The organism is Thauera sp. GDN1, from assembly GCF_029223545.1.
Classification (GTDB): domain Bacteria; phylum Pseudomonadota; class Gammaproteobacteria; order Burkholderiales; family Rhodocyclaceae; genus Thauera.
Genome location: NZ_CP097870.1, coordinates 2,091,717 through 2,108,022 on the forward strand (window position 1 = coordinate 2,091,717; position 16,306 = coordinate 2,108,022).

The 16,306-nt window shown below is 67.9% G+C and carries 17 protein-coding genes; 10 read left to right on the top strand and 7 right to left on the bottom strand.

The features are described 5' to 3' along the window. Positions 1-32 precede the first annotated feature (32 nt). Complete coding sequence (locus tag CKCBHOJB_RS09595) at positions 33-668, bottom strand: arylesterase (protein WP_281048457.1); 636 nt, start codon at positions 666-668, stop codon at positions 33-35. On the opposite strand from CKCBHOJB_RS09595, the gene CKCBHOJB_RS09600 reads away from it, so the two are divergent. Continuing rightward, positions 652-1,368, top strand: coding sequence for an ABC transporter ATP-binding protein (locus CKCBHOJB_RS09600; RefSeq protein WP_281051670.1), 717 nt, complete (start codon positions 652-654; stop codon positions 1,366-1,368). The genes CKCBHOJB_RS09595 and CKCBHOJB_RS09600 overlap by 17 nt on opposite strands. On the opposite strand, the gene serB is transcribed toward CKCBHOJB_RS09600, so the two are convergent. The 6 genes from serB to CKCBHOJB_RS09630 form a co-directional block, all read right to left on the bottom strand. Next, on the bottom strand, positions 1,365-2,195 hold the full coding sequence (gene serB / locus CKCBHOJB_RS09605; protein ID WP_281048458.1) for a phosphoserine phosphatase SerB: 831 nt from the start codon (positions 2,193-2,195) through the stop codon (positions 1,365-1,367). The two genes, CKCBHOJB_RS09600 and serB, sit on opposite strands and share 4 nt — an antisense overlap. Then, complete coding sequence (locus CKCBHOJB_RS09610; protein WP_281048459.1) at positions 2,192-3,271, bottom strand: 3-deoxy-7-phosphoheptulonate synthase; 1,080 nt, start codon at positions 3,269-3,271, stop codon at positions 2,192-2,194. Before CKCBHOJB_RS09610 ends, serB begins: the two co-directional genes overlap by 4 nt. Positions 3,272-3,391: 120 nt before the next feature. Further along, positions 3,392-3,970 carry a lipocalin family protein gene (locus CKCBHOJB_RS09615; protein WP_281048460.1) on the bottom strand — a complete coding sequence of 193 codons (579 nt, stop codon included), beginning with the start codon at positions 3,968-3,970 and terminating at the stop codon, positions 3,392-3,394. Between the two features lie 19 nt (positions 3,971-3,989). Beyond that, entirely contained in the window at positions 3,990-4,493 is a 504-nt protein-coding gene (locus CKCBHOJB_RS09620) for a CIA30 family protein (RefSeq protein ID WP_281048461.1), read from the bottom strand. A 294-nt stretch (positions 4,494-4,787) separates the two neighbouring features. Beyond that, on the bottom strand, positions 4,788-6,128 hold the full coding sequence (locus tag CKCBHOJB_RS09625) for a hypothetical protein (RefSeq protein ID WP_281048462.1): 1,341 nt from the start codon (positions 6,126-6,128) through the stop codon (positions 4,788-4,790). 8 nt (positions 6,129-6,136) lie between these two features. Then, positions 6,137-7,093, bottom strand: a complete 957-nt coding sequence (locus tag CKCBHOJB_RS09630; RefSeq protein ID WP_281048463.1) for an MBL fold metallo-hydrolase — start codon at positions 7,091-7,093, stop codon at positions 6,137-6,139. A gap of 171 nt (positions 7,094-7,264) precedes the next feature. On the opposite strand from CKCBHOJB_RS09630, the gene CKCBHOJB_RS09635 reads away from it, so the two are divergent. The 9 genes from CKCBHOJB_RS09635 (at position 7,265) to CKCBHOJB_RS09675 (ending at position 16,282) form a co-directional block, all read left to right on the top strand. Beyond that, positions 7,265-8,308, top strand: coding sequence for an ArsJ-associated glyceraldehyde-3-phosphate dehydrogenase (locus CKCBHOJB_RS09635; protein WP_281048464.1), 1,044 nt, complete (start codon positions 7,265-7,267; stop codon positions 8,306-8,308). Between the two features lie 5 nt (positions 8,309-8,313). After that, positions 8,314-9,579, top strand: coding sequence for an organoarsenical effux MFS transporter ArsJ (gene arsJ / locus CKCBHOJB_RS09640; RefSeq protein WP_281048465.1), 1,266 nt, complete (start codon positions 8,314-8,316; stop codon positions 9,577-9,579). 22 nt (positions 9,580-9,601) lie between these two features. Further along, the gene (locus CKCBHOJB_RS09645; protein ID WP_281048466.1) at positions 9,602-9,934 is read left to right on the top strand and encodes a metalloregulator ArsR/SmtB family transcription factor; all 333 of its coding nucleotides are present in this window, start codon (positions 9,602-9,604) and stop codon (positions 9,932-9,934) included. 46 nt (positions 9,935-9,980) lie between these two features. Beyond that, entirely contained in the window at positions 9,981-10,487 is a 507-nt protein-coding gene (locus CKCBHOJB_RS09650; RefSeq protein WP_281048467.1) for an arsenate reductase ArsC, read from the top strand. A 1-nt stretch (position 10,488) separates the two neighbouring features. Next, positions 10,489-11,550, top strand: coding sequence for an ACR3 family arsenite efflux transporter (gene arsB / locus CKCBHOJB_RS09655; RefSeq protein WP_281048468.1), 1,062 nt, complete (start codon positions 10,489-10,491; stop codon positions 11,548-11,550). Beyond that, positions 11,550-11,972: an arsenate reductase (glutaredoxin) gene (gene arsC / locus CKCBHOJB_RS09660; RefSeq protein ID WP_281048469.1), complete on the top strand. Its 423-nt coding sequence runs from the start codon at positions 11,550-11,552 to the stop codon at positions 11,970-11,972. The genes arsB and arsC overlap by 1 nt, the downstream gene beginning before the upstream one ends. Before the next feature lie 13 nt (positions 11,973-11,985). Further along, on the top strand, positions 11,986-12,702 hold the full coding sequence (arsH, locus tag CKCBHOJB_RS09665) for an arsenical resistance protein ArsH (protein ID WP_281048470.1): 717 nt from the start codon (positions 11,986-11,988) through the stop codon (positions 12,700-12,702). Between the two features lie 71 nt (positions 12,703-12,773). Further along, a complete protein-coding gene (locus CKCBHOJB_RS09670) occupies positions 12,774-13,313 on the top strand; it encodes a sigma-70 family RNA polymerase sigma factor (RefSeq protein ID WP_281051671.1) in 540 nt (179 codons plus the stop codon). A 137-nt stretch (positions 13,314-13,450) separates the two neighbouring features. Then, entirely contained in the window at positions 13,451-16,282 is a 2,832-nt protein-coding gene (locus CKCBHOJB_RS09675; protein ID WP_281048471.1) for a cation-translocating P-type ATPase, read from the top strand. Positions 16,283-16,306 lie beyond the last annotated feature (24 nt).

Consider the following 16,306-nt stretch of genomic DNA (forward strand, 5'->3'; position numbering starts at 1 on the left):
GCGATGGCTGCAGCCGGATTGCGCGCCCGGGCTTACTTGCGCGCCGACTTCGCACCTTCTGCGGCGAGCAGCGGCTTCAGCTCGACCCATACATTGTCGAGGATCAGCCCCTGCGCCTCCGCCGTCGGGTGGATGCCGTCGGCGAGGAACATCTCGGGGCGGTCGGCGAAGCCCTCCATCAGGAAGGGCACCAGCGGCAGGTCCTCGCGCTCGGCCAGCTCGCGATACACCGCGCTGAAGCGGCGGGTGTAGGCCGGGCCGTAGTTCGGCGGCATGTGCATGCCGACCAGCAGCACACGGGCGCCGGCGCCGTTCGCCGCGGCGACCATCGCCTTGAGGTTGTCGGCGAGCAGCCCGGGCTGCAGGCCGCGCAGGCCGTCGTTGGCGCCCAGCTCCAGGATCACCACCCTGGGCGCATGCTCGGCGAGCGCGTCGGGCAGGCGCGTCCTGCCACCCGACGAGGTCTCGCCGGATACACTGCCGTTGACGACCACATGGCGGAACCCTTCGGCCTGCAGACGCGTCTGCAACAGGGCGGGCCATTCCTGGCCCTTCTGCAGTCCATAGCCCGCCGACAGGCTGTCGCCCCAAACCAGGATGGTGTCGGCGCGGGCGAGGGCGGCGAAGAAGAACATGAACACGAAGGGAATGATGAAACGCAGCGGCATTGAGCTCTCCAGTCCGGTCATCGAGGTCGATGGCCTGTGCAAGCAGGTCACGCTGGCCGACGGCCAGGGCGAGCTGCAGATTCTGCAGGACATCCGGTTTGCGGTGGGCGCGGGCGAGTCGGTGGCGATCGTCGGCGCGTCCGGGTCGGGAAAATCGACCCTGCTGGGATTGCTCGCCGGCCTCGATGTTCCCAGTCGGGGTGCTGTGCGGCTACAGGGCACCGATCTGTTCGGCCTCGACGAGGATGCGCGCGCGGCGCTGCGCGGCGAGTCGATCGGCTTCGTGTTCCAGTCCTTCCAGCTTTTGCCTGCGCTCACTGCACTGGAGAACGTGATGCTGCCGCTGGAACTGGCGGGCGCCGCCGATGCGCGCGCGGTCGCAACCCAGTGGCTGGAGCGCGTCGGCCTCGGCAGTCGGCTGCGCCATTATCCGAAGCACCTCTCGGGCGGCGAGCAGCAGCGCGTCGCGCTGGCGCGTGCGTTCGCGCCCGATCCGCGCGTGCTGCTCGCCGACGAACCGACCGGCAACCTCGACGCCGAGACCGGCAAGGCGATCATCGAGCTGATGTTCTCGCTCAACCGCGAGGCGGGCACGACCCTGATCCTGGTCACCCACGACGAGTCGCTGGCGCGCCGTTGCGGGCGCGTGCTGCGCATGAGCGCCGGCCGTCTGGAGGAGTCGTTGGTCGCCGCCCTCTAGCCGAAGATGTCGAGGATCCCGTCCAGCCCGCTGTGATCCAGGCAGCAGTGCGCTACGTCGCGCAGGACCGGCTTGGCGTGGAAGGCGACGCCGAAACCGGCCGCGCGCAGCATCGGAATGTCGTTGGCGCCGTCTCCGGCCGCGATCACCTGCTCCGGCTTGAGGCCGAGTTCGTCGCGCACGCGCTGCAGATGCGCGGCCTTGGCCTCGCCGTCGACGATGTCCCCCATCACCTTGCCGGTGAGCTTGCCGTCGATGACCTCGAGTTCGTTGGCGAAGGCGTAGTCGAAGCCGAGACTGGCCTTGAGGCGTTCGGTGAAGAAGGTGAAGCCGCCCGACACCAGCATGCTGCGGATGCCCGCGCGCTGCAGGCCCTGCAGCAGGCGCTCGGCGCCAGGGTTGAGCTGCAGGCGGTGGTCGAAGACCTCGGCGAGCGCGCTTTCCGGCAGTCCGGCCAGCAAGCTCACGCGCCGCGTCAGCGATTCGCGAAAATCGATCTCGCCCTGCATCGCCGCCTCGGTGATCGCCGCCACCTCGCGCTTGAGGCCCTGCATGTCGGCGATCTCGTCGATGCACTCGATGTTGATCAGGGTCGAGTCCATGTCGGTGACGAAGAGGCCGAAGTCGCTCAGCTTGCGGCCCTCGGGCAACCACACGTGATCGAGCCCGCCCGCGGCGCAGGTGGCGACCAGCGCTTCGTGGGGCTTGGCGCCCAGGAGGCGGAAGGAGCGCGTGGTGATCTGCTCGATCTCGCGCGTCTCGGTGAGCTTGGCGACGTTCTTCAGCGCGACGCTGTCGACGTCGGCGGCCAGCACGACCAGGTTCATGCGCGCCGCTCCGCACGGGGCAGCACGTCGCGCAGCAGGGCGGCGGCGTTGCGGATCATCTCCTCGGTGGTGTCCCAGCCCACGCAGGCGTCGGTCACCGAGCAGCCGTACTTGAGCTGCGACAGGTCGGCCGGAATCGGCTGGTTGCCGGCCTCGATGTTGCTCTCGATCATCAGGCCGACCACCGACTGGTTACCCTCGCGGATCTGGTGCATCACGTCCTTCATCACCAGCGGCTGGTACTCGGGCTTCTTCCACGAGTTGGCGTGCGAGCAATCGACGACGATGTTCCTGGGCAGCTTGGCCTTGGCCAGCGCCTGCTCGGCGAGCGAGATCGACACCGTGTCGTAGTTCGGACGGCCGCCGCCGCCGCGCAGCACCACGTGGCCATAAGGGTTGCCACGCGTGCGGGTGACCGCCGACTGGCCCTGGCTGTTGATGCCGAGGAAGCTGTGCGGGCTGGCTGCCGAGATGATGGCGTTGATCGCCACGTCCATGTCGCCGTCGGTGGCGTTCTTGAAGCCGACCGGGGTGGACAGGCCCGAGGCCATCTCGCGGTGGGTCTGCGATTCCGAGGTGCGGGCACCGATCGCGGTCCAGGCGATGAGGTCGCCGTAGTACTGCGGCGCGATCGGGTCGAGCGCCTCGGTGGCGGTGGGCAGGCCGATCTCGCACACGTCGAGCAGGAACTTGCGCGCGCACTCCATGCCGACGTCGATGCGGAAGGAGTCGTCCATGAACGGATCGTTGATGAAGCCCTTCCAGCCGGTCGAGGTGCGCGGCTTCTCGAAATAGACGCGCATCACCAGCAGCAGCGTGTCGGAGACCTCGTCGGCCAGCTTCTTGAGCCGGCGCGCATAGTCCAGACCGGCCACCGGATCGTGGATCGAGCACGGCCCGACCACCACGAACACGCGCGGGTCCTTGCGGTCGAGGATGTCCATCACCGCCTTGCGGCCCGCGACCACCGAAGCCGCCGCGCGCTCGGTGAGCGGCACGCGCGCCTTGATCTCCTCGGGGGAGGGCATGTGGTCGAAGGCGAGGACGTTGAGGTTTTCGGTCTGGGTGAGCGGCATTGCTGGGGGCTCCGGTTGCGGCCTGGAAAGCTCGCAATTGTAACGCCCGCGCTGGGCGCTGTCCTTGCGGATTTGGCTGCGGCCGTGGGGTTCAGCCCCGCAGGCCGCGGGGCGCCGGCCTCATGCGCCGGTGTGCACGGCCCTGAGCAGCTTGTCGGTGTCGAAACCCTTGGCGCGCAGGCGCTGAAGCAGCGCCTCGTAGTCCGCCGGGGCGACCCGCGGGCTTCGCGACAGCACCCACAGGTAGGTCCGCGTCGGCTCGCTGATCGCGACCAGTCCGTAGGCCGGGTCGAGGTCGACGATCCAGTAGTCGCCCCACACCGCCGGGATGAACGAGAGCCAGGCGGGCGCGAAGCGCACTTCGAGCCGCGGCGAGGTCGGGCCGCCGATCTGGCGGGCTTCGCCCACGGCCTCGGAGACGCTTCCGTCCTCCTCGCGGCAGCGGTTGACCACCCGCAGCCGGCCGTTCTCCTTGAGGCTGTATTCGGCACGGGTATCGCCGACGCATTTGCGCTGGAAGCGGTTCGCGTAGCGCGCGATCTCGAACCATTCGCCCATGTAGCGCGGCACGTCCAGCGCGGCGATCGTGGTCAGGGGTTCGGCGCCGGCGCCCGAGGATGCCGAGGAGGGCACGGGGAGGCCGAGGGCAATCAAGGCGAGCAGGCTTGCGAGCAGGGGTCTAGGAATGGGTCTGGGCATGGGGGCTCCTGGCGTGTGGTCAGTCTGAAGTCTCGATCCCGATCGCCCGGATCGCGAGTGCGAATGGACCGTCCTGCCCGTCGGCGATCATCAGGCCGGCCTGGCGGACGCAGGCAGGGTCGAGCGGTGGCGCGCCGGCCACGACGCGGCCGCGCCGGCTCGGCAGGAAATCGGCGCAGGACAGTCGGCACGTCGTCCAGGCCCCGGCAGGCGGGGTGAATCGGCACTGGTAATTGATCCCGTCGAAGCGGGCGTCGGTGCGCAGGTTGAACTTGTACGCCTTGCCGTCCCCGTACACCTCGAGCAGGTAGGCGATCACGTGCGCTCTGCCCAGTGTGTCGGGTGCGCGGCGCACGGATGCGAAGCCGCCGTTGTTCTCGAACGAGACGTGACCCGAAAAGACGGCATGGCCTGCCGGGTCGAAGGCGAGGCGACTGCGCGATCTGCCGCCCATCACGACATCGTCGACCGGTGTCCACCGCGCGATCTCCATCGGGTCGGAAAAGTCGGTGAGCGTGATCATGGGCGCGTCGTCTGTCTGTCGGAGGCGGGCTATGCGGTTCGGTTTCCTTGCATTCACGGCGCGGGGCCGCAGGCGCGGCGCTGCAGCGCTGGCGGAGGACCGGTCCGGGCGGATGATGTGCGTGTGTTCGAACTGTGCCCTGTGATCGGCAGGCGGTCGCCGAGTTCGCGCGGCCTGACGGTGGCACCGGGCAGTGTTTGATGAAGTCCGGGGCCAACTGCACGCTGCCGCCCATCATCCGCCCGTCAGCCTGCGCCAACGTGCCCGTGATGCGGACTTCGTCATGACGGCGGTTCATGCGGCAGCGCCCTTCCTTCCTGTGGCGAGATCGTTCGTGCCGGCCACGAACACCGGCGCAAAGCCCCCGCCGGGCGTGCGGAAGTTGGTCGTCTGTCCCCTGTACAGCCGCGCCGCGACCAGGCGGATGGCGCCTGCGTAGGCATAGGCACGGACATCGAGCTTCAGGTCGCTGCTCTGTCCGTCGAGCGCGACCCGTCGCTCCGAGGGGAGGGCGAGGCTCTGCGCCACGTAGCCGCCGGCGAGAATCTCCTGCCAGACACGCTGCGTGAGCTTGTCCCCGCGGTAGGTCGCGCGACTGCCGAAACCCGCGAAGGGTTTGAAGAACAGGCTGCGCCGGGCCGCCCACAAGGCGTCCGCACGCGCTGGCGTGACCTCGACCGTGCGGGGAATGCCGGCGAGCAGGCGGTCGATGAGGGGCTGCGGGACGCCGAGCTCCGCAAGCCGCGCGGCATCGCTCAGCACGCTGAGATTGCGCTTGTCCGCATACAGCGCATGGGCACGCGGGTGCGGGGTGAGCACGATCGCACCCGTCTCGTAGGCAGTGCGCAGGGGGGCCAAGGCCCCGGTCTGGAGGTAGAAATCGGTCAGGCGGTTGTAGACCAGATCGATCGGTACGCCGCCATGCATCAGGCGGCCCGATTCGAATGAGAGCTCGGCGGGGTCGCAGATCACGGCCTCGATGCCGGCGTTGCGGAACAGGTGGCGAAAGAGCAGGAACTCGGGGTACAGGTACTGTGCAGCGGGATGCTCGTCGACGATGGCGACACGGGCGGGCCTGCCGCTGCGCCCCTGCAGCGACCATTCGGCCAGGAAGTCGTCCACCCAGCGCTGGTCGAGCGCCTCGAGCTCGGCGGTAGGTCGCAGGAAGGGCCGGATCTGTTCGCAGCAGGCCCTCTGCGCACGCGCCAGGACACCGTTGAGCACGGCGCCGCCGGCATTGGTGTTGATCTCGATGAGCTGAGGGCCGGCTTCGCCCAGGTGGAAGTCGAACCCCATGAAGACAGATCTCGGCCCGTGGTCGATACGGGCGATCGGTGGCGCGCGATCGAGCGCCGTGGCCTGATAGGCGGGCAGGGCGAGGACCGATTCGATCGCGGCGATCATGTCTGCCATCGACCGGAGCGTTTCGGGCGCGATGAACACGGCGGTTGCCGAGAACAGGTGCGGACGGCTGCGTCCGATCTCTGCGGCCAGCCCGAACAGGCTGGGCTCTGCCTCGAGTTGCAGGCGCAGACGTTCCGGATCGAGGCTGCGGCAGTCGCAGGCGCGGTTGATCGCCTCCGCGACCCGGCGCGCGCCGACCTGTCTGGTGAAACTGAAATCGCCCGCGTCCATGTTCGTCCCTATTGCGCGGCTTCGAGGCGCAGGTAGGCGCGGCTCACATTGCCTCGATGGAGCTCGCCGTAGTTGGCGAGGCGCGCGAACTGGGTCGCGTCGCCCAGCTGCGCGACCGCCTCGTCGACACCCACCATGTCGCCAGCGAGCGGCCTGACGCCATTGACGATGAAGGCGAGGTAGTCGCCGGTGTCGGCCCGTGCCCTGGCCAGATCGCTTACGGAGCCATGACCCGGGACGATCCGTCGCGGACCGAGCGCCGCGAGCGCCTCGAAGGCCGCAAGCCAGGTCTCGGCGTTGCTCTGCGGCAGGATCCCGAGCAGGCGCTCCACGTAGACGTGATCGCCGGCGAAGAGGATGCGCTCCTCCGGCAGCCAGACGACCACATCGCCCGGGAAGTGGGCATCGGCGAAGTAACGGATCTCGATCTGCCGGCCGCCGAGATTCAGCCTCGTGTGTGCGCCTTCGAGAGGGCGGTCGGCGGTGACCGCTTCGGTGCCATCGAGCCGCTCCTTGAGCACCGGGCGCAGGCTGTCGAGTTGCGCCCGGGCATTGCGTTGCTGCGTCGCGACGGTGAGTGCGTGAGCGATTACCTGGACGCCGCGATCGCGGAAATGCCCATTGCCCAACCAGCGGTGATCCTGGGCGCCGGTGTTGATGACCCAGCGTACCGGCTTGCCGGTCAGCCGGAACGCCTCGGCTTCGAGCAGGCGGGCGCCTTGCTGCGATGCGCCGCTGTCGATCAGCACCGCGCCGCCGGTGGTGTCGATGATCCCGAAGTTCGCATTCAAACCGTGATTCTCGTAGCTCCGTGGGCCCGTGGGGCCGATCAGGGCGTGGACGCCGTGCGTGACCTCCTGGTGTGCGAGCTTGAAGTCCTCGTCGGCAAGCGCTGGCGAACCGAGACCAAACACCAGCAGGAGGCTGACGAAGCGCCGTGTCAGCGCGTGAATGGGAAATGTCATCGGTTCGAAATGTGGGTTCGGCAGTTTCGTCAGTGTAGTAGAGCGGGGCGTGGACGAGGCCGCCTGGATCGGCCTGGTGCAGCGGTGTCGTCACGTCATCTTCATCTTTCCTTCACATTTTGCGCTCTATAATTCAATACTTCTAAAAATATCACCTTGTTGGGGCGTGACATGAGAGTTGGGATCAACGGCATGGGCCGCATCGGGCGGCTGGCGCTGCGGGCGGCGATGGGCGCGGCCGAGCGGCAGGCGGACGATCCGCGCGCAGGTAACCGGCTGGAGGTCGTGCATCTCAATGAGCTTAAGGGTGGCGCGGCGGCGACGGCACATCTGCTCGCCTTCGACAGCGTGCAGGGCAAGTGGCGCGCCGACATCCGCGCCGAGGGCGAGGACACGATCCGCATCGACGACCGCAAGCTGTCGTTCTCGTCGCACGCCACCGCCGCCGAGATCCCCTGGGGCGAACTGGGTGTGGACGTGGTGCTGGAATGCACCGGCAAGTTCCTGACGCCCGAGACCCTGCAGGGCCATCTCGACCGCGGGGCCAAGCGCGTGATCGTCGCCGCGCCGGTCAAGACCGGCGGCGTGCTCAACATCGTGGTCGGCATCAACCACGAGCTCTATGACCCGGCGCGCGACCGCATCGTCACCGCGGCCTCGTGCACCACGAACTGCCTCGCGCCGGTGGTGAAGGTGGTGCATGAGAACCTGGGCATCCGCCACGGCCAGATCACCACCATCCACGATCCGACCAACACCAACCTGGTGGTAGACGCGCCCCACAAGGACCTGCGCCGCGCGCGCAGCTCGCTGATGAGCCTGGCGCCGACGACCACCGGCAGCGCCACCGCGATCGCGCTGATCTACCCCGAGCTCAAGGGCAAGCTAAACGGCCACGCCGTGCGCGCGCCGGTGTTGAACGCCTCGCTGACCGACTGCGTGTTCGAGTTGCAGCGCGCGACCACGGTGGAGGAAGTGAACGCGTTGTTCAAGGCGGCAGCGGAAGGCGAACTTGCCGGCATCCTCGGCTACGAGGAGCGCCCGCTGGTGAGCGTGGATTACGCCCGCGATACCCGCAGTTCGATCGTCGATGCGCTGTCCACCATGGTCACCGACGGCACGCTGCTCAAGGTCTATGCCTGGTACGACAACGAGATGGGCTACGCCTGCCGCATGGTGGACCTCGCCTGCCACATGGAAAGCGCAGGCATCTGAAGACCATGCAACACGCCGCGCGCAACTACGCCATCGTCACCGCCGCCTACTGGGGCTTCACGCTCACCGACGGCGCGCTGCGCATGCTGGTGCTGCTGCACTTCTACCGGCTGGGCTACTCGCCGTTCACGCTCGCCTTCCTGTTCCTGCTGTACGAGGCGGCGGGCGTGCTGGCGAACCTGGTGGGCGGCTGGCTGGCGACGCACTACGGCATCGCGCGCATGCTCACGGTTGGCCTGGTGACGCAGATCATCGGCTTCGTGCTGCTTTCGCTCCTGGACCCCGGGTGGACGGCGGCGATGGCGGTGGCGTGGGTGGTGGTGGCGCAGGGCATCTGCGGCGTGGCCAAGGACCTGACCAAGACCGCGAGCAAGTCGGCGATCAAGCTCACTCAGGCCCAGGTCCAGGCCGAGGCGAAGGAGCAGGCTCACGGTGGAAGCCAGGGCCAGCTCTTCAAGTGGGTGGCGTGGTTCACCGGCAGCAAGAATGCGATGAAGGGCATCGGCTTCTTCCTTGGCGGCCTGCTGCTGGAAACCCTGGGCTTTCGCGGCGCGCTGTGGGCGATGGCGGGGCTGCTGGCGCTGGTGCTGATCGGCGTTGTCGCCTCGCTGCCGCCGATGATGGGGAAGAAAAAGGCCTCGAAGTCGGTGCGCGAGCTGTTCGCCAAGAACCCTGGCATCAACGCGCTGGCCGCCGCGCGGGTGGTACTGTTCGGCGCGCGCGACGTATGGTTCGTGGTCGGGGTGCCGGTGTTCCTGTATTCGGCGGGGTGGACCTTCACCATGGTCGGCACCTTCCTCGCCGTATGGACCATCGCCTACGGCCTGGTGCAGGCGCTGGCGCCGCACATCGTGCGCCGCAGCGCCGACGGCCTGAGCCGTGAAGTGCCGGCCGCGCGCCTGTGGTCGGCCTTGCTCGCGCTGATCCCGGCTGCGCTCGCGGTCGCGGTGTGGCTGCAGGCACCGAATCTGGAATGGGTGGTGGTCGGCGGGCTCGGACTGTTCGGTTTTGCATTCGCGGTCAACTCCTCGGTGCACTCCTACCTGGTGCTGGCCTATGCCGGCTCGGAGAAGGCGGCCGAGGACGTCGGCTTCTACTACGCCGCCAACGCGCTCGGCCGCTTCATCGGCACGTTGCTGTCGGGGCTGCTGTACCAGTGGGGCGGGTTGTCTTACGCGCTCGTCGGTTCGGCCGTGATGTTGCTGCTGTGCTGGCTGGCGACGCTGGCCTTGCCGCTGGCGCGTCACGACGCCGTCGGCTCCGCACCCTGAGCCGACGGCCTGGAGAACGAACATGGAAAAGAACGCTGCACTGCCGATCTTCGAAGCGCTGTCCTCGGGCATCCGTCTGGACGTCTTTCGCCTGCTGGTGCGCGTCGGCCCCGCAGGCATGGTGGCAGGCGAGCTGTCGACCGCGCTCGACATCCCGCCCACCAACCTGTCCTTCCACCTCAAGACCCTGGCGCATGCCGGCCTGGTGTCGGCGGAGCAGGAAGGCCGCTTCCAGCGCTACCGCGCCAACATGGCGCTGATGCGCGAGCTGATCGCCTACCTCACCGAAGAATGCTGTGGTGGCATGCCCGAGCTGTGCGGCGTCGACGCCTGCGCTTCGGGACTGAACTGCTGAACTGAACGAGCGCCCGATCGGGCTCATAACGACAAAGGAGTCTCCCATGTCCGACAAGATCTACAACGTGCTCTTCCTGTGCTCGGCCAACTCGGCGCGCAGCATCATCGCCGAGGTCGTGCTCAACCAGCTCGGCAAGGGCCGCTTCCGCGCCTTCAGCGCCGGCAGCCAGCCCAGCGGCGCGGTGCATCCGCTGACGCTGAAGGTGCTTCAGGGGCAGGGTTACGACACCAGCGCGCTGCGCAGCAAGAGCTGGGAAGAGTTCGCGCGCCCCGACGCGCCGCAGATGGACTTCGTGTTCACCGTGTGCGACCAGACCGCTGGCGAGGTGTGTCCGGTATGGCCCGGTCAGCCGCTGACCGCGCACTGGGGCTTCGCCGATCCGGTCAAGGTCGAGGGCAGCGAGCAGCGCCAGCTCGACGCCTTCAGCCAGGTCCAGCATCAGATTGCGAACCGGCTGCGCCTGTTGCTGAGCCTGCCGCTGGCCAGGCTCGACCGCCTGGCCATCAAGCACGAGATCGACCATATCGGCAAGACGCCGGCGGAGGCCTGAGATGGGGCTGTTCGAACGCTATCTGACGGTTTGGGTCGGGCTGGGGATCCTCGCCGGCGTCGGCCTGGGGCTGGTCGCGCCGGGCGCTTTCCAGTCCATCGCCGGCCTCGAGTTCGCGCAGGTCAACCTGGTGGTGGCGGTGTTCATCTGGGTGATGATCTACCCGATGATGATCCAGATCGACTGGCACGCGGTGAAGGACGTCGGCAAGAAGCCGCAGGGCCTGATCCTCACCCTGGTGGTGAACTGGCTGATCAAGCCGTTCACGATGGCGGCGCTGGGCGTGCTGTTCTTCCACTATGTGTTCGCGCCCTGGGTCGATCCGGCTTCGGCCAGCGAATACATCGCCGGCATGATCCTGCTCGGGGTGGCGCCGTGCACCGCGATGGTCTTCGTGTGGAGCCAGCTGGTGAAGGGTGACGCCAACTACACCCTGGTGCAGGTGTCGGTGAACGACATCATCATGATCTTCGCCTTCGCCCCGATCGCCGCCTTCCTGCTCGGCGTCACCGACATCACCGTGCCGTGGGAGACGCTGCTGCTGTCGACCGTGCTCTACGTCGTGCTGCCGCTTGCGGTCGGCATGGCGACGCGGCATGCGCTGGAGCGCCGTTCGTCGACGGCGGTGGGCGATTTCGTCGCGCGCCTGAAGCCGTGGTCCATCGTCGGCCTGATCGCCACCGTGGTGCTGCTGTTCGGTTTCCAGGCGCGCACCCTGGTCGAGCAGCCGCTGGTGATCGCGATGATCGCGGTGCCGCTGATCGTGCAGAGCTACGGCATCTTCCTGATCGCCTATGTCGCCGCAAAGGCGCTGAAGCTGCCGCACAACGTGGCCGGCCCGGCGTGCCTGATCGGCACCTCGAACTTCTTCGAGCTGGCGGTGGCGGTGGCGATCTCGCTGTTCGGCCTGAATTCGGGCGCGGCGCTGGCGACCGTGGTCGGCGTGCTGGTGGAGGTGCCGGTGATGCTGTCGCTGGTGGCCATTGTCAACCGCACGCGACACTGGTTCGTCCCCGCCGCCATCCCGGCAGGGCAGGGCGTCATGAAAGAGGAGGCACGCTGATGAGCGACATCACGATCTACCACAACCCGCGCTGCGGCACTTCGCGCAACACGCTCGCGATGATCCGCAACAGCGGCGAAGAGCCGACCGTCATCGAATACCTCAAGACCCCGCCGAGCCGCGAACGGCTCGTCGAGCTGATCGCCGCAGCGGGCCTCGGCGTGCGCGGCATCATGCGAGCGAAGGAGGCGCGCTTCACCGAGCTCGGCCTCGCCGACCCGGCCAAGAGTGACGAGGAGCTGGTCGACGCCATGATGGCGCACCCCATCCTGATCAACCGCCCGATCGTCGTCACCCCGCTCGGCACGCGCCTGTGCCGGCCCTCGGAGGTCGTGCTGGACATCCTGCCGCAGCCGCAGCGCGGCGCCTTCGCCAAGGAGGACGGCGAGCAGGTGGTCGATGCGGAGGGGCGTCGTGTCTGAGTCCGCTCAGCGTATGCAAGCCACCGATCTGCCCAACATCGACCCCGCGCTGTTCCGCGTGCCCGATCCCGCGCAATTGCGCGCCATGCAGCCATCGACCCATCCGCCGCGCATCGCGCTGCTCTACGGCTCGCTGCGCGCGCGCTCCTTCAGCCGCCTGCTGGCCGAGGAGGCCGCCCGCCTGCTGCGCGCCATGGGCGCCGAGACGCGGATCTTCAACCCGAGCGGCCTGCCGCTGCCGGACGACGCGCCAGACAGCCACCCCAAGGTGGTCGAGCTGCGCGAGCTCACGCAGTGGGCCGAGGGCATGGTGTGGTGCTCGCCCGAGCGCCACGGCGCGATGACCGGCATCATGAAGACGCAGATCGACTGGATTCCGCTGTCGGTGGGCGCCGTGCGTCCGACCCAGGGCAAGACGCTGGCGGTGATGCAGGTGTGCGGCGGCTCGCAGTCCTTCAACGCGGTCAACCAGATGCGCGTGCTCGGACGCTGGATGCGCATGCTGACCATCCCCAACCAGTCCTCCGTGGCCAAGGCGTTTCTCGAGTTCGACGACCACGACCGCATGAAGCCCTCGGCCTATTACGACCGCGTTGTCGATGTGATGGAGGAGCTGGTGAAATTCACCCTGCTCACGCGCGACATCGCCTCCCACCTCGTCGACCGCTACAGTGAACGCAAGGAGAGCGCCGGGGAACTGTCGAAGCGGGTGAATCAGGCGTCGATCTGACCTCGACGGCCCAGCCCCCGCTTTCCTTGGCGAACGATCAACAACCATTGCCCCGAAGTGAGCGCTCCAAGGTGACGGTCCCCTGCCTGCTCTCCGCCTGGTCGGCACACGAAGCCGAGCTGCTGCGCTACCTGCGCCACCACGTCCGCCCGCCGTCGGAGGCTGAGGATGTGCTGCACGATCTTTTCCTCAAGGCCTTGCGCCAGGGTGAGCGCTTCTGCGCGGTGAACAATCCGCGCGCCTGGCTGTTCGAGGTGGCGCGCAACGTCGTCGTCGACCGTGCACGGGGGGCGCGTAGCAGCGAGCCGCTGCCGGAAGATCTGGCGGCGCCCGTGTTCGAACTCGCGGCGGTCGACGGGTTGTCGGCCTGCCTGCCGAGGGTGCTGCGCGAGCTTGCTGACGAGGATCGCGAAGCCATCGAACTCTGCGATCTCGGCGGGATGACCCAGGGGTGTTTCGCAGCGCTGAAGGGCTTGTCGCTGCCCGGGGCAAAGTCGCGCATTCAGCGCGCACGGCAGCGGCTGCGAGCGCAATTGCTGCGGTCCTGCCAGGTACAGCTCGACGAGACCGGCGCCGTGTGTTGCTTCGTGCCGAGGCCACCCCCCGCCTGAAGTCCGGCTAGTTCGTGCATCCATTCCGTCCCCGCTGCGTCATCATTGTGAGGCGCCCTACGCCGACGGGAAGGTTCGCTGGCGGCGAGCGACAAGGGTGCGATGGTCCCCGCTGACGCTGGAGAACCCACTCGATCATGGCCCGGGAATGCACCTGCACTGATGCCAGCCAGCTCGGCGTCGTCGAGATCGCGGCGGCCTTGCGCACGGACTGCGAGAATGGCCTGGGCTCGGCCGAGGTCGAGCAGCGACTTGCACGGGGCGGTCGCAACGCGCTGCGCAGCCTGCCCCCGGCGCCGGCATGGAAGCGCCTGCTGGCGCAGTTCCACGACCCGCTGATCTACCTGCTGCTGGGCGCGATCGTCGTCACGCTCGTGGTGTGGGAGATCGAGGGGCAGGCGGGCTGGCCATTCGACGCGATCGCGATCGCAGTGATCGTCGCGCTCAACGCGATCCTGGGCTTCGTGCAGGAGGCGCGGGCAGAGAATGCGGCTGCCGCATTGGCGAAGCTCAGCGAGGTGATCGTCAGCGTCATCCGTGATGGTCATCTGCAGCGCATTCCGAGCACTGAGCTGGTGTGCGGCGACCTGCTGGTGCTGGCCGAAGGGGATGCCGTCGGTGCCGATGCCCGCCTCGTGCGCGCGGCGACGCTGTTCGTACAGGAGGCGTCGCTGACCGGCGAGAGCGAACCGGTGCTCAAGGACGCGGCAACGCTGGCCAGCACAGTGCCCGTGGCCGATCAGCGCAACATGGTGTTCAAGGGCACGGGGGTCGTGCGGGGCAGCGGCCTCGCCTTGGTCACCGCGACCGGCATGGACACGCAGATGGGCGCGATCGCGGCCTTGCTCGAGCGCACCGAGGAAGATCCGACCCCGCTGCAGCGCGAGATGGCGCGGATCGGTCGCATGCTCGGCGCGGCGGTGCTCATCATCGCGCTCATCGTGGTGGCGTCGGTGGTGCTGGAGTTCGAGATCCGCAGCGCACGCGACCTGCTCGACGTGCTGCTGCTCGGTGTGTCGCTTGCCGTCGCGGCGGTGCCGGAGGGGCTGCCTGCGGTCCTGTCGATCGTGCTCGCGATTGGCGTGCAACGCATGGCAGCGCGCAATGCGATCGTGAAGCGGCTGTCCTCGGTCGAGGCGCTCGGGTCGGCCTCGGTGATCTGCTCGGACAAGACCGGCACCCTGACGCGGTCCGAGATGACGATCGTGCGCGTCGCCACGCTGTCGGGTACCACCGAGGTCAGCGGTGTCGGTTATGCGCCCGAGGGCGAGGTTCATCAGGCGGGTGAGGCGCTGTCGCAGGGCCCGTTGCATGCCGAGCATGTCGTCGTGCTTTCCGGCGGCAGCCTTGCCGGTAATGCGGATCTGAGCCAGACCGAGGACGGCACCTGGCAGATCCAGGGCGATCCGACCGAGGCAGCCTTTCTCGTCGCCGAGCGCAAGCTCGGCGTGCACGAGCGCCGCTACCGCCGCTTCGAGCGCGTCGCGGAAGTGCCGTTCACGTCCGAACGCAAGATGATGTCGGTGATCGCAATCGACCACGAGCGCGACGATACCCTCGTGGTGATCGCCAAGGGCGCGCCGGATGTGCTGCTGGGGCGCTGTACGCAGGCCCGGATCGGGCTCGATGTCGTGGCGCTCGACGACGAGACCCGAAGCCGTCTGCTGGCCGATGTGGATGCAATGTCCGATGCAGCCCTGCGCACCCTGGCGGTCGCCTATCGGCCACTCGCCGCGGGCGAGGATGCGCAGGCCGGGGAGGCGCTGGAGCAGGGGCTGATCTTCGTCGGTACGGTCGGCATCATCGATCCGCCACGTGGGGAGGCGAAGCAGGCGATCGGCGACGCGTTGCGCGCGGGCATCCGCGTGATCATGATCACCGGCGATCATCCGCGCACCGCGGCGCGCATCGCGGCCGATCTCGGCATCACCCACCCGGGTGCGAAGGCGATCTCGGGCGTCGAGATCGATGCGATGGACGACGCGGCATTTGCCGAGGCGGTCAGGACGACGTCCGTCTTTGCCCGCGTCGCGCCCGCGCACAAATTGCGTATCGTCGATGCGTTGCAGGCCGACGGGCACGTCGTCGCGATGACCGGGGACGGCGTCAATGATGCGCCGGCACTGAAGTCGGCCGACATCGGCGTGGCGATGGGGCGCACCGGCACCGAGGTGACGAAGGAGGCCGCGAAGATGATCCTCGCCGACGACAACTTCGCCACCATCGTCGCGGCTGTGCGCGAGGGGCGCGGCATCTTCGACAACATCGAGAAGTTCCTGCGCTACCTGCTGTCGTCCAACATGGGCGAGGTGCTGACGATCTTCCTCGGCGTGGTCGGCGCCGGTGTGATCGGCCTGCAGACGGGCGGCGCGACGCTGGTATTGCCGTTGTTGGCGACACAGATCCTCTGGATCAATCTGCTCACCGACTCGTGGCCGGCGATGGCGATGGGCGTCGATCCGCACGCCGACGACGTGATGGCCCGCCCGCCACGGCGGACGGATGAACGCGTCATCGACGCGCGGATGTGGGTCGGGGTCGTGCAGATGGGCCTGGTGATGGCAGTTGCCACCTTGCTGACGATCGACCTGTTCCTGCCCGGCGGGCTGATCCAGGGCACGTACGAGATCGGAACCGCCCGCACGGCCGGCTTCACGGTGCTGGTGTTCGCCCAGCTGTTCAACTGCTTCAATGCGCGCTCTGCGACAAGCAGCGCATTCCATCGGCCCTTCGCCAATCCCTGGCTGTGGGCGGCGGTCGGCCTATCCGCGCTCCTGCAGGGGGCGGTCGTGCATGTCGAGCTGCTCAACCGCGCGTTCGGGACGGTGCCGCTGTCGGCGGAGCAATGGCTCGTCTGCCTCGCCATGGCCAGCACCGTCCTGTGGTTCGGGGAGCTCCGGAAGGTCTTTCTGCGACTTCGGCGTCCGTCCGCGCCTGCATCCTTTTCGTCGCACGAACGTCTTCATTGATAGATGGCTTGTAGTCGAACAGAC